Origin of the sequence: Kitasatospora sp. NPDC058170 (assembly GCF_042883905.1) — a bacterium.
GTDB lineage: Bacteria > Actinomycetota > Actinomycetes > Streptomycetales > Streptomycetaceae > Kitasatospora.
The window spans coordinates 1-12,469 of sequence record NZ_JBHVUV010000007.1 but is presented as its reverse complement, the minus strand read 5'-3'; the positions used below and the strand labels follow the sequence as shown (position 1 = coordinate 12,469).

Below are 12,469 nucleotides of genomic sequence, written 5' to 3'. Positions count from 1 at the left end.
CGAGACCGGTCCGACGAGACCGACACCATGAGACCCCCGCCCGGGACCGGGCGGGGGTCTCGTCGTTCCCTGGGTCAGCCGCGCTGCCGGGCCAGGCCGCTCACCAGGATGTCCAGGCCGAACTCGAAGCGCTCGTCCCCGACGTTGCGGGTGAGTGCGGCGGCCATCGCGGTGATCATCGGATAGCGGTCGACCGGGATCGTCCCGAAGTAGTCCCGCACCTGGTCGGTGTACTCCTGCGGGTTCCCGCCGCCGCGCATGGACACCTCGAACGTGGTCGCCGTGGTGTAGAGCCCGAGCAGGTCCACCCCGTACGCGGCGGTCTGGTCGTCGAGGCCGCCCGCGCGCAGGATGCCGAGCATGGTCTCGGCGATGTCCATGGCGTGCGGGGTGACGGGCACGTTGGCCACCACCGCGGCCCGGGCGAGGTCCCGGTGCCCGAGCAGGACGTCCCGCGAGCGGCGCATCAGCCGCTTGAGCTGCTCCTGCCACTCGGCGGCGTCGGGCTGTTCGAGCTCGATCTCGGAGTAGGCCAGGTCGAGGACCTGCTCGACCAGCTCCTCCTTGCTGCCGATGTGGGCGTACAGGCTCGCGGCGCCGGTGCCGAGCTCCTGGCCGACCCGCCGCATGCTCAGCGCGTCCATGCCCTCGGCGTCGACGATCCGCAGCGCGGCCTCGACGATCCGCTCCCGGCTCAGCGGCTGCCGCCGGGCCGCCGGCTTCTCCTTCTCCTGCCAGTGCGCTGGCCAGCTCGGACGCGGGGCGGCACTGGTCATCGGGGCTCCTTCGTGGTCGGCGACGGATCCCAGGGTACTTGACACGAACGACGTTCCATGGGAGAACACTGTTCGTCGCGAAAAACAGTGTTCGTTACGGCGAACGCTGTTCGTTCAAGCCCTCGATTCCCCGGGAGACCCGCCCATGCCCCGTCGGACCGCCCCTCCGCCCGCCCTCCGTCCCTCCGCAACCCCTTCCCCCGCAACCCCTTCTCCTGCAGCGCCTTCCCCTGCAGCCCCGGCCCCCGCCACCCCGGCCCCCGCCATGGAGAGCGGGTCCGAGCCGACCGGGTACCGGCTGCGCTGGGCCGGCCTCGCCGTGATCCTGCTCGCCGAGGTGATGGAGCTGCTCGACACCACGATCGTCGGCGTCGCCTCCCCCGCCATCCAGCGCGACTTCGGCGGCACCGGGTCGCAGATCCAGTGGATCTCCGCCGCGTACACGCTCGCCTTCGCCGTCCTGCTGATCACCGGCGGGCGGCTCGGCGACATCTTCGGGCGCAAGCGCCTGTTCATCACCGGCGCGGCCGGCTTCACCCTCGCCTCGGTGCTCTGCGCGACCTCCCCCGGCCCGGCCACGCTGATCGCGGCGCGGACCGTGCAGGGCCTGTGCGGCGCGCTGCTGCTCCCCCAGGGGCTCGGCCTGATCAAGGCGATGTTCCCGCCGAAGGAGGCGGGCGCCGCGTTCGGCCTGTTCGGCCCGGTGCTCGGGCTCTCCTCGGTGATCGGCCCGATCCTCGGCGGCTACCTCACCGACGCCGACTGGTTCGGCACCGGCTGGCGCATGATCTTCCTGATCAACCTGCCGCTCGGTGCCGTCGCGGTGCTCGCCGCCACCCGGCTACTGCCCGCCGACCGCACCACCCGCCCGGCCTCGGCCGGGCGGATCGACCCGCTCGGCGTGCTGCTGCTGAGCGGCGCCGTCCTGCTGCTGGTCTACCCGCTGGTCCAGGGCCGCGAGCTGGGCTGGCCGCTCTGGACGTACGCCGCGATGGCCGGCGCCCTGCCGGTGCTCTGGCTCTTCTCGGCCCACCAGCGCCAGGTGGTGCGGCGCGGCGGCACCCCGCTGATCGAGCCCACCCTGCTGCGCAAGCGGGCCTTCACCTCGGCCCTGGCCACCGGGCTGCTGTTCTTCGCCGCGGTGTCCGGCCTGATGCTGACCTTCACCCTCTACCTGCAGCTCGGCCTCGACTGGAGTCCGCTGCACGGGGGCCTGACGATGATCCCGCTCTCGCTCGGCATCGTCGCCGGCGCGGTGCTCTCCGGCGCGGTGCTGGGCCCCAGGTACGGGCGGCGCGTCCTGCACGCCGGGATGGCGGTCGCCGCGCTGGGCGCGCTCGGCATGTGGGCCAGCCTGGCGCACTGGTCCACCGGTCTCACCAGCTGGGAGCTGAGCCCCGCGCTGGTCGTCACCGGGCTCGGGCTCGGCCTGATCATGGCGCCGTTCTTCGACATCGCCCTGGCCGGGGTGGACGACCGCGAGACCGGCTCGGCCTCCGGCGTCCTCAACGCCGTCCAGCAGCTGGGCGGTTCGCTGGGCGTCGCCGTCCTCGGCACCGCCTTCTTCGGCTGGGCCGCCTCCGACGGCTTCGAGCACGGCGCGGGCTGGACCTTCGGGCTCACCGGCGGCCTGCTCGCCCTGACCTTCCTGGTCGCCTTCCTGCTCCCCCGCCGGGCCCGCCCGCACGAGCAGGGGTGACCCCCGGGCCTGCGGACCCTGGGGTCCGTCTTCGAGCCGCCGCCCGTCCGGCGGGCGGCGGCTCGTCGCGTCCGGGGAGGGCTCCCGGCGTAGGGTCCGGGGATGCAAGCCCTTCTGATGGCCGCCCTGCTCGCCGTGGTGCTGCTCTCCCGGATCCAGGAGCCGAGACGGTTCGGCAACGGGGTCCTGCTCGGCCTGATCGCCGTCTGCGCGGCGCTCGGCACGGTCAGCGCGGTCGGCCACTTCTCGGCGCCGGCCGCCGGCGCCGTCACGGCCGCGGTGGCGGGCGCGGTCTGGCTGAGCGGGCTGGTGGCGGCCGCCCTGCTGGTGGCCAACGGGGTCACGATGGTGCGGCGGGAGGGCACCCGGCCGGCCAGCCTGCTCGCGCTGCTCACCGGCGCCGGGCTGCTCGCCCTGCTGGCGCTGCTGCTCTCGGCCACCTACCTCGGCGTCCGGGAGCTGCGGGCGGCGGCCGGGGCCGCCGTGCTGATCGGCGGCTACGGCGCGTTCCTGCTGCTCTGCTTCCTCGGGTACACCCTGCTGTACCGGCGGCTCGCCGTGCGGCCGGGCGCCGACTACGTGGTGGTGCTGGGCGCCGGGCTGGACGGCTCCGAGGTGCCGCCGCTGCTGGCGGCCCGGCTGGACCGCGCCATGGCGCTGTACCGGGCCGAGGAGGCGGCCGGGCACGCGCCGCTGCTGCTGGTGACCGGCGGCAAGGGCCCGGACGAGAACTGCACCGAGGCCTCCGCCATGGCGGACCACCTGGTCGCCCACGGCTGCCCGCGCGAGCGGATCCGGCTGGAGGAGAAGGCCACCAACACCACCGAGAACCTCGCCTTCAGCCGGGAGCTGATGGAGCAGGAGCACCCCGGCTACCACTGCACCGTGGTGACCAGCAGCTTCCACGTGCTCCGCTCCGCCATCACGACCCGCCGGGCGGGTGTGCCCGGGCAGGTCGTCGGCGCGCCGACGGCCGGGTACTACTGGCCCAGCGCCGTCCTGCGCGAGGTGGTCGCGACCGCGCTGCTCTACCCGCGGGCGAACGCCGCCGCCCTCCTGCTGCTCGCGGCCGCGGGGGCGGCGGCGGGGTGGCGGTGGTGACGCGACCGGCCCGGGGCCGCCCGGACGCGGGGATGCCCCCGGGTCACTGACGGACCCGGGGGCATCCCGGTGGGCTCGGCGCCGACTCGGCGCCGGCCCTGCTACGGCTGCAGCTGCAGCTGCGGCTACGGTCAGCCGAGGTTGGCCAGCGCCTCGTTGAAGGTCTTCGACGGACGCATCGCGGCCGCCGCCTTGGCGGCGTCCGGCTGGTAGTAGCCGCCGATGTCGACCGGCGAACCCTGGACCGCGATCAGCTCCTCGACGATGGCCTGCTCCTGCTCGGCCAGCGTCTTGGCGAGACCGGTGAACGCCTGCGCCAGCTCGGCGTCGGCGGTCTGCTGCGCCAGCTCCTGGGCCCAGTACAGGGCGAGGTAGAAGTGGCTGCCGCGGTTGTCGATGCCACCGAGGCGGCGGCTCGGCGACTTGTCCTCGTTGAGGAAGGTGCCGGTGGCGCGGTCCAGCGTGTCGGCCAGGACCTGGGCCCGGGCGTTGTCCGCGGTCTGCGCCAGGTGCTCGAAGCTGGCGGCCAGCGCGAAGAACTCGCCCAGGCTGTCCCAGCGCAGGTAGTTCTCCTTCACCAGCTGCTGGACGTGCTTCGGGGCGGAGCCGCCGGCGCCGGTCTCGAACAGGCCGCCGCCGTTCATCAGCGGGACGACCGACAGCATCTTGGCGCTGGTGCCCAGCTCCAGGATCGGGAAGAGGTCGGTCAGGTAGTCGCGCAGCACGTTGCCGGTGACGGAGATGGTGTTCTCGCCGCGGCGGATGCGCTCCAGCGAGAACAGGGTCGCCTCGACCGGCGACTTGATCTCGATCTGCAGGCCCTCGGTGTCGTGCTCCGGCAGGTACGCCTTGACCTTCTCGATCAGGACGGCGTCGTGCGCACGCTCCGCGTCCAGCCAGAACACGGCCGGGTCGCCGGTGGCGCGGGCGCGGGTGACCGCCAGCTTCACCCAGTCGCGGATCGGCAGGTCCTTGGTCTGGCAGGCGCGGAAGATGTCGCCGGCCTCCACGGCCTGCTCCAGGACGACCTCGCCGTCGGCGCCGACCAGGCGGACGGTGCCGGCAGCGGCGATCTCGAAGGTCTTGTCGTGGCTGCCGTACTCCTCGGCCGCCTGGGCCATCAGACCGACGTTCGGCACCGAGCCGATGGTGGCCGGGTCGAGGGCGCCGTGGGCGCGGCAGTCGTCGAGGACGGCCTGGTACACGCCGGAGTAGCTGCTGTCCGGCAGCACGGCCAGGGTGTCGGCCTCCTTGCCGTCCGGGCCCCACATGTGGCCGGAGGTGCGGATCATGGCCGGCATCGAGGCGTCGACGATGACGTCGCTCGGCACGTGCAGGTTGGTGATGCCCTTGTCGGAGTCGACCATGGCCAGGGCCGGGCCCTCGGCCAGCTCGGCCTCGAAGGAGGCCTTGATCTCGGCGCCGTTCGCCAGCGCGTCCAGGCCGCCCAGGATGCCGCCGAGGCCATCGTTCGGGCGCAGACCGGCGGCGGCGAACGCCTCACCGTACTGGGCGAAGGTCTTCGGGAAGAAGGCACGGACCACGTGGCCGAAGATGATCGGGTCGGAGACCTTCATCATGGTGGCCTTGAGGTGCACCGAGAACAGCACGTCCTCGGCCTTGGCGCGGGCCACCTGGGCGGTGAGGAACTCGCGCAGCGCGGCGACGCGCAGCACGGAGGCGTCGACGACCTCACCGGCGAGGACCGGTACCGACTCGCGGAGCACGGTGGTGGAGCCGTTGGCGGCCACCAGCTCGATGCGCAGCGAACCGGCCTCGGCGATCACGGCGGACTTCTCGGTGGAGCGGAAGTCGTTCACGCCCATGGTGGCGACGTTGGTCTTGGAGTCGGCCGACCAGGCACCCATGCGGTGCGGGTGGGTCTTGGCGTAGTTCTTGACCGAGGCGGGGGCGCGGCGGTCGGAGTTGCCCTCGCGCAGCACCGGGTTGACGGCGCTGCCCTTGACCTTGTCGTAGCGGGCGCGGACGTCCTTGTCCTCGTCGGTCTGCGGGTCGTCCGGGTAGTCCGGCAGCGCGTAGCCCTGCGCCTGCAGCTCGGCGACGGCCGCCTTCAGCTGCGGGATGGACGCCGAGATGTTCGGCAGCTTGATGATGTTGGCGCCCGGGGTCTTGGCGAGCTCGCCCAGCTCGGCGAGGGCGTCCTCGATCCGCTGGCCCTCCTCGAGACGCTCCGGGAAGCTCGCGATGATCCGCCCGGCGAGGGAGATGTCGCGCGTCTCCACGCGCACACCGGCCGTCGAGGCGTAGGCCTGCACCACGGGCAGGAACGAGTACGTTGCCAGGGCAGGCGCCTCGTCGGTGTGCGTATAGATGATGGTCGAGTCAGTCATCGGTACTCCGCTTCACGTCTCCAACGTCTTGATGTCAAGATATCTCGTGAGCGCCCCTTTGCTCCACCTCCCCCCGCCCCAGGCGTGCGCCGGGCGCCCGGGCGGGCCCCGGCGGTCAGCTCCACGGTGGTCCCCGCGCGGGTGGGGGGCAAGTGGGAGCTGCTAAGGAACGGCCCGGCGCTGCTCGGCGAGGCGGGGGCCGAACTCCTCCTCCTCGGTGAGGAACCAGAGCTGGGTGCCGCGGTTGCTCTCCACGACGAAGTCGCGCAGGGCGTCGCTCGCGGCGACGTGGGCGGAGATGTCGCCGATGACGGCGAGGCCGATCCGGTAGGTGACGAACTTCTGGACGATCCCGCCGGCGACCCGGGTGCTCAGCCGGAAGAAGTCGCCGTCGAGCCGGGCCGCCGGGACGACGACCCAGTCGGCGCCCTGTCCGAACGCGTCCCCGATCACGTCGGTCGCGTCGCGCTCGCTGCGGATCGGCGGGCCGTCGGGGGTGAGCCGCAGGACGGTGGGGTCGTACTCAGGCATGGCCGTTCTCCCTGATCAGCGCGTTGATGATGACGAGCAGCTCGGCCGTGTCGGCCAGGTCCCCCAGGATGATCACCTTGAGCGTGGACCGCTCCTCGTGGTGGACGGTCTCGACCCGCAGCCGCCCGCCGTCCTCCCTGGGGCCGGCGATCGCCGCCATGAGGGTGTTGGCCAGCCGGACGACCTCCTCGGTCCCGATGCCGTCGATCTGGACGATCGTGGACGCGTCGGCGCGGCGCGGCTCGGGGGCCGGCTCGGGCGGCGTGACGGGGGCGCCGGTGAACTCCTCCAGGTCCTGGCGGGCGATCCGGTACTGCTTGCCGATCCTGGTCGCCTTCAGTCGGCCGTCCCGGACGTAGCCGCGCACGGTGCGGACGTGCAGGCCCAGCAGCTCCGCCACCTGTTCCACCGAGTAGTACTGCGGCACCGGCCGTCACTCCTTTCGGGTCTTCCCTATCCTCACGCAACCTACCAGTTCGACATGCAGAATAGGGAAGGATAGTCACGACCGACCGGCCGGACGGCCCGGCGGAACGTCAGGAGTCCGTCAACGCACCGCGTCATTCGGTCAACGCCGCGTCAGGACGGCCTCCGGTGGGCCGAGCCGGGCCTAGCGTCAAGGGAGCAGTTCCGGCAGGCCCCTCCACCACTCGGGAGCACCCGCATGGCCCGCGTCGTCTGGCACGTCCCGGTCACCGTCACCGGACGCACCACCGCCCTCCGCCTCTTCCGCCTGCGCGACGGCCGCCGCTGTGCGGTCGGCTTCAGCTCCGCCGAGGCCCTGGCCGCCCTCCTCGGGCCCGGCCAGGCCCACACCGAACTCTCCGAGCCCGCCCTGCGCGCGCTCACCGATCCGCTGGGCGTCGACGCCCTGGTCCTGGACCCGAAACTGGTGGCACCGCCCGTCACCGGCCCGGCCGACCGCCCGGCGGCCGTCGCCCCCGTTCAGCTCCAGCGCCGGTGACGCGCCTGCGGCTGCTCCCCGACGCGCCGGCCGAGCCCGCCGAGGAACGACCCCTGCACGCGGTGGTCCGGATCGGCTTCGGTCCGGTGCCACTCGACTTCGACCGGCTCGCCGCCGAGTTCCCCGCCGTCCAGAGCGGCCTCGCCCTGGCCGGCGACGTCGACCTCGAACTCCGCCTCGCCTGTACCGGCCCCGACGAGTTACGCGCCATCTCCACCGCCCTGCTGCGGGCCGGCGCGGCCAACCTCCAGGTGGACCTGGTCCTGCGCGCCCTGACCCGCGGCCGGCCCGCCCTCCACCCCGTCCCCTAGGGCTTGCCCTAGGCCCCCTGGCGCACCCGTCCGGGGCGGCTCGTCCCGACCGCGGCCCCTTCCCGCCCCCCGCCGACCGGGGAGGGGCCACGGGCCGCGTGACGGTCACCCCGGCCGGTCAGATCTCGCGGGGGTCGCCGAGCTCAGTGCGGAGCCGGGCGCGGGCGGCCGCCAGCCGGTCCACGTAGTCGGGCGCGAACACGGCGGTGAGCGTCCCGTCGAGCGTCCCGGCGATGCGCTGGACCGGCACCCAGACGGCCGGGTCGTCGACGACCCGGCCCAGCTCGGTCATCTGCAGGCGGTGGAACCAGTCGGAGAGCACCAGGGCCTCGTCGGGGGTCAGGGTGATCGTGATCTTCTCATCGTCCATCGGCTCAACGTACCGTCGTGCTGTCACACGGTGGAGCCCGGTCTCCGCCGCTAGCGGAGGAGAGCAGCAGCATGGACCAGCTGACGTATGCCGAGGTCAAGGCGGCCGGGGAGCGGATCGCAGGGCGGGTACGGCCCGTCGCGGTGGCCCCCGGGGACGACACCGGACGGGTCTGGCTGGCTCTGGAGTTCCTGCAGCACACGGGGAGCTTCAAGGCGCGCGGGGCGCAGAACTTCCTGCTGGCGCACGCCGAGGCGGGCACCCTCCCGGAGGCCGGCGTGACCATCGCCTCGGGCGGGAACGCGGGGCTGGCCTGCGCCTGGGCGGCCCATGAACTGGGCCTCCGGGCAACGGTGTTCCTGCCGCAGACGGCCCCGCCGGTGAAGGTCGCCCGGCTGCGCTCCTACGGCGCTGACGTACGGCTGGCCGGTACGCAGTACGCGGAGGCGCTGGCCGCCTGCGAGGAGTTCGCGGCGGCGGGCGGCGCGCTGGCCTCGCACGCCTACGACCACCCGCTGATCGCCGCCGGCGCGGGCACCGTGCTGGAGGAGATCCGCACCCAACTGCCCGACCTGGACACGGTGGTGGTGTCGGTCGGCGGCGGCGGGCTGTTCGCCGGGGTGGCCGCCGCGGCCCGCGAGCACGGCGTCCGGGTGGTCGCGGTGGAGCCCGTGCACAGCCGGGCGCTGAACGCGGCGCTGGCCGCGGGCCGGCCGGTGGACGTCACGGTGGACTCGGTCGCGGCCGACGCGCTGGGAGCCCGCCGGGCCACGGCACTTGCCGTGCACGCCGCCCAGGATCCCGGTGTGCGTTCGCTGTTGGTCTCGGACGAGGCCATCATCCGGGCCCGGCAGGGCCTTTGGGACGAGCGCCGGATCGCCGTCGAGCACGCGGCCGCCACCGCACTCGCCGCGGTGGAGGCCGCGGGGGCCGCGGACGCCGTGCACGGGGAACGGATCGCCGTCCTGCTCTGCGGCGCCAACACCGACCCGTCCGACCTGGTGGCGGCGCCGTAGCCCCCTCTCGACCCCTCCGGCACCCTCCTCGGCGCCTATCCGATCCCCTGGCGGTCCGGCACCAGCGCAAAGGCGCGGACCTCCGGGTCGGCCAGCTGCTCGGCCACCGCGCGGTCCAACAGGCGGCGCTGCTCCAGGAGTTCGGGGCGGCGCCCGTCCGGGGTGATCCGCAGCAGGTCGTCCAGGGCGGCGGCCAGCCGGCGGGTCACCTGGGGGTGGCCGGCCCCGCAGAGGCGGATCTCGGTGAAGGCCAGGTCGACCATGCAGCTCCAGTCCGGCACCGGCTCGACCAGCCGGACCGCGCCCGCCCTGTCGCGGAAGCGGAGGTCCCCGAAGCTCTCGTGGACGAGCATGCCGAGCAGTTGGTGGATCCGGTCGATCGCCTGGACGGCCGTGGTCGGGTCGTTGACGGCGGGCGAGAGCGCGCGGATCGCGATGTCGACCAGCTGCCGGAACCCGAAGCTGAGGTCCTGGTGCATGGTGCGCTCGACACCGACGTTGAGCGCCCAGGCGATCCGGTGCGGCCGCGGCGGGCGGGCCGCGCCCGCCACCCGGACGATCGGGGTGCCGGGCGTGATGAAGTCGCCGATCCGGGGGACGAGGTACAGCACCACGTCGTGCTTGCGGGCGATCCGCACCAGCCGGCGGATGTTGACGTCCCGCAGGGCGCCCGAGCGGCCCTCGTGCAGCAGGGTGAGCGCCCCCTCGGGCACCACCGGCGGTTGCGGCTCGGGCGGCATCGCGCGGTACTGGACGATGACCGCCACCGACTCGTTGGCGACCCGGTCGATCACGTACGACACCCGCAGCAGCCGCAGGGTGGCCTGCACGTACAGCACGAACAGCGCCAGGCTGAGCAGCACCAGCAGCACGGCGACCAGCCCGGAGAAGACCGGGACGGAGGTGACCTTCGCCGGGTCGGTGGAGTCGTCGTAGCTGAGCTGGACGAGCAGCGCGAAGAGGAAGGTGGCCAGGCAGACGGAGAAGGTGGCCTTGGTCAGCCGGCTGCGCACATACAGCCTGAGCACCCGTGGGGAGAACTGGCTGGCGGCCATCTGCACGGCCACCAGCGAGATCGAGAAGACCACCCCGATGAAGGTCAGCATCGCCGAAGTGACGGTCGACACCACACTCTTGGCCGCGCCGGTGAACCGCATCAGCTCGTCCGCCGAACCGGTCTCGGCGACGCTCGCGGCGACGCTGGCCTCGTCCAGCCAGGCGGTGAGCCCGGCCAGCAGCACCGCCCCGACACAGGTGAGCAGTGGCGCGAACCAGAACGACTCCCGCAGGTGCTCGCGCAGCGGGGAGAGCGGACGGTAGCGGACCGGTCGGGGCGGGGCGGGCTTGCGGTCGGTCATCGCCCCAGGCTAGGGCGGTGGTCGCGGCTAGCGGCGGCGCGCCACGCTCGGGGCGGCAGGGCCGATCGGGTCCCAGCGTTTGTCTGACAATTCGCGCCGCGCGCTGACGCGACGCGAATTGTCAGACGAGTCCTCGGCCGGACAGGTCCTAGCCCTGCGGGGCCGTCTCGGCCGGTGTGACGGGCTTGGCGGGGGTGGTGGTGCGGCCGCCGCCGAAGAGGTTGAGGAACACGGCCAGCGTCGGGACGAGGTAGAGCGCCCAGACCACCAGCTGGAGCACGGTCGGATCGGGCTGGAAGTTGAACACGCCCTTCAGCAGCGTGCCGTACCAACTGTCCTTGGGAACCGTGGAGCTGACGTCGAACGCCACGTCGTGCAGCCCGCCGATCCAGCCCGCCTCCTGCAGGTCGTGCACCCCGTACGCCAGCACGCCCGCCGCGACCACCACCAGCATCGCCCCGGTCCAGGTGAAGAACCGCGCCAGGTTGATCCGCAGCGCACCCCGGTAGAACAGCCAGCCCAGCACCACCGAGGTGAGCAGCCCCAGCGCCGCACCGATCACCGGGTTGTAGCCGTCGTCGGTGGCCTGCACCGCCGACCAGATGAACAGCGCCGTCTCCAGCCCCTCCCGGCCCACCGCCAGGAACGAGGTGACCACCAGCGCGAGGGTGCCCATCGCCACCGCCGCGTCCAGCCTGCCGTGCAGCTCCGCCTTCAGATGCCGCGCGGTGCGCCGCATCCAGAACACCATCCACGTCACCAGGCCCACCGAGACCACCGACAGCGACCCGCCCAGCGCCTCCTGCGCCTCGAACGTCAACTGCGTCGACCCGTACTGCAGCACCGCGCCGAACACCATGCTCAGCACCACCGCCGACAGCACACCCGCCCACACCGGCACCAACCGGTCCCGGCGACCGGTCTTCACCAGATAGGCGATCAGAATGCAGACGACCAGACTCGCCTCAAGGCCCTCACGCAGGCCGATCAGGTAGTTGCCGAACACGGCGCCCTCCTCGGGGATCGAACGAAACAGCAGGGCAACACGTCAGCCGAACAGCGCCTGGCCCCACCACTCACCGGGCCCCCGCACACCCGCCGGACACGCGAAATGCGCCGAACCGACATGCTGGATGTACTCGTTGAGCGCATCACTGCCCGCCAGACGCTGCTGCAACGGCACGAACGCCTTGCGCGTGTCCCGCTGATACGCCAGGAAGAACAACCCCGCATCCAGGCGCCCCAACCCGTCACTGCCGTCCGTGAACGAGAACCCCCGACGCAGGATCATCAACCCCCCGTTGGAATCCGGATGCGCCAACCGCACATGCGCGTCCTGCGGCATCGCCTTCAGATCCGGCGCATCATGCTCCCGCGCACCCCCGAACGGAGCACCCTCCCCCTTCGTCCGCCCGAAGATGTCCTCCTGCTCCTTCAACGGCGTCCGGTCCCACGTCTCGATGTGCATCCGGATCCGCCGCGCCACCAGGTACGACCCCCCGGTCATCCACTCCGGCCCGTCCCCCGGCCCCGCCCACACATGCTCCGCCAACCCCGCCGCATCACTGCCCGCGATGTTGTGCGTCCCGTCCTTGAACCCCATCATGTTCCGCGGCGTCTGCGCATCCGGCGTCGTCGACGACGTCTTCCCGAACCCCAGCTGCGACCACCGGATGTTCACCGTCCCCATCCCGATCCGCGCCAGATTACGAATCGCGTGCACCGCCACCTGCGGATCATCCGCACACGCCTGCACACACAGGTCACCACCGCTGCGCTGCGGATCCAGGTTGTCCCCCTTGAACCGCGGCAGCTCCACCAACGCCTCCGGACGCCGCGCCCCCAGACCGAACCGGTCCACCCCGTCCTTCACGAACAACGACGGCCCGAACCCGATCGTCAGCGTCAACCGCGACGCCGGCAGGCCCAACGCCTCACCCGTGTCATCCGGCGGCGCCTCCGGCAGACCACTCGCAGCACCCGAGCCCACCT

At 72.6% G+C, this 12,469-nt stretch carries 13 protein-coding genes; 5 read left to right on the top strand and 8 right to left on the bottom strand.

The window, feature by feature from the left end; translation table 11 throughout:
- Positions 1–74 precede the first annotated feature (74 nt).
- The gene (locus tag ACFVVX_RS09965) at positions 75–776 is read right to left on the bottom strand and encodes a TetR/AcrR family transcriptional regulator (RefSeq protein WP_387943434.1); all 702 of its coding nucleotides are present in this window, start codon (positions 774–776) and stop codon (positions 75–77) included.
- 265 nt (positions 777–1,041) lie between these two features.
- On the opposite strand from ACFVVX_RS09965, the gene ACFVVX_RS09960 reads away from it, so the two are divergent.
- Together ACFVVX_RS09960 and ACFVVX_RS09955 are read left to right on the top strand one after the other, a co-directional pair.
- The gene (locus tag ACFVVX_RS09960) at positions 1,042–2,475 is read left to right on the top strand and encodes an MFS transporter (protein WP_387943432.1); all 1,434 of its coding nucleotides are present in this window, start codon (positions 1,042–1,044) and stop codon (positions 2,473–2,475) included.
- A gap of 102 nt (positions 2,476–2,577) precedes the next feature.
- Complete coding sequence (locus ACFVVX_RS09955) at positions 2,578–3,576, top strand: YdcF family protein (RefSeq protein WP_387943430.1); 999 nt, start codon at positions 2,578–2,580, stop codon at positions 3,574–3,576.
- Between the two features lie 131 nt (positions 3,577–3,707).
- Here the strand turns inward: ACFVVX_RS09955 and ACFVVX_RS09950 are convergent, their stop codons facing one another.
- The 3 genes from ACFVVX_RS09950 to ACFVVX_RS09940 all read right to left on the bottom strand — a co-directional run bounded on the left by ACFVVX_RS09950 (position 3,708) and on the right by ACFVVX_RS09940 (position 6,885).
- Positions 3,708–5,927 carry an NADP-dependent isocitrate dehydrogenase gene (locus tag ACFVVX_RS09950; protein ID WP_387943428.1) on the bottom strand — a complete coding sequence of 740 codons (2,220 nt, stop codon included), beginning with the start codon at positions 5,925–5,927 and terminating at the stop codon, positions 3,708–3,710.
- 162 nt (positions 5,928–6,089) lie between these two features.
- Positions 6,090–6,458 (bottom strand): DUF4180 domain-containing protein, encoded by a 369-nt coding sequence (locus ACFVVX_RS09945; protein ID WP_387943426.1) that lies wholly within the window; start codon positions 6,456–6,458, stop codon positions 6,090–6,092.
- Positions 6,451–6,885 (bottom strand): helix-turn-helix domain-containing protein, encoded by a 435-nt coding sequence (locus tag ACFVVX_RS09940; RefSeq protein WP_387943424.1) that lies wholly within the window; start codon positions 6,883–6,885, stop codon positions 6,451–6,453. Before ACFVVX_RS09940 ends, ACFVVX_RS09945 begins: the two co-directional genes overlap by 8 nt.
- A gap of 237 nt (positions 6,886–7,122) precedes the next feature.
- Here ACFVVX_RS09940 and ACFVVX_RS09935 point away from each other — a divergent pair, with 237 nt between their 5' ends.
- Together ACFVVX_RS09935 and ACFVVX_RS09930 are read left to right on the top strand one after the other, a co-directional pair.
- Positions 7,123–7,422 carry an SAV_915 family protein gene (locus ACFVVX_RS09935; RefSeq protein ID WP_387943422.1) on the top strand — a complete coding sequence of 100 codons (300 nt, stop codon included), beginning with the start codon at positions 7,123–7,125 and terminating at the stop codon, positions 7,420–7,422.
- Positions 7,419–7,733, top strand: a complete 315-nt coding sequence (locus ACFVVX_RS09930) for a hypothetical protein (RefSeq protein ID WP_387943420.1) — start codon at positions 7,419–7,421, stop codon at positions 7,731–7,733. The genes ACFVVX_RS09935 and ACFVVX_RS09930 overlap by 4 nt, the downstream gene beginning before the upstream one ends.
- A 118-nt stretch (positions 7,734–7,851) precedes the next feature.
- Here ACFVVX_RS09930 and ACFVVX_RS09925 read toward each other — a convergent pair whose 3' ends face one another.
- Entirely contained in the window at positions 7,852–8,103 is a 252-nt protein-coding gene (locus ACFVVX_RS09925; RefSeq protein ID WP_387943418.1) for a hypothetical protein, read from the bottom strand.
- Between the two features lie 71 nt (positions 8,104–8,174).
- On the opposite strand from ACFVVX_RS09925, the gene ACFVVX_RS09920 reads away from it, so the two are divergent.
- A complete protein-coding gene (locus ACFVVX_RS09920; protein ID WP_387943416.1) occupies positions 8,175–9,119 on the top strand; it encodes a serine/threonine dehydratase in 945 nt (314 codons plus the stop codon).
- A 35-nt stretch (positions 9,120–9,154) separates the two neighbouring features.
- Here the strand turns inward: ACFVVX_RS09920 and ACFVVX_RS09915 are convergent, their stop codons facing one another.
- From ACFVVX_RS09915 to ACFVVX_RS09905, 3 genes are all read right to left on the bottom strand, one after another.
- Complete coding sequence (locus tag ACFVVX_RS09915; protein WP_387943414.1) at positions 9,155–10,477, bottom strand: DUF2254 domain-containing protein; 1,323 nt, start codon at positions 10,475–10,477, stop codon at positions 9,155–9,157.
- 148 nt (positions 10,478–10,625) lie between these two features.
- Positions 10,626–11,483 carry an iron uptake transporter permease EfeU gene (gene efeU / locus ACFVVX_RS09910; RefSeq protein ID WP_387943412.1) on the bottom strand — a complete coding sequence of 286 codons (858 nt, stop codon included), beginning with the start codon at positions 11,481–11,483 and terminating at the stop codon, positions 10,626–10,628.
- A gap of 42 nt (positions 11,484–11,525) precedes the next feature.
- On the bottom strand, positions 11,526–12,469 hold a 944-nt coding region (locus tag ACFVVX_RS09905), incomplete at its 5' end, for a Dyp-type peroxidase (protein WP_387943410.1).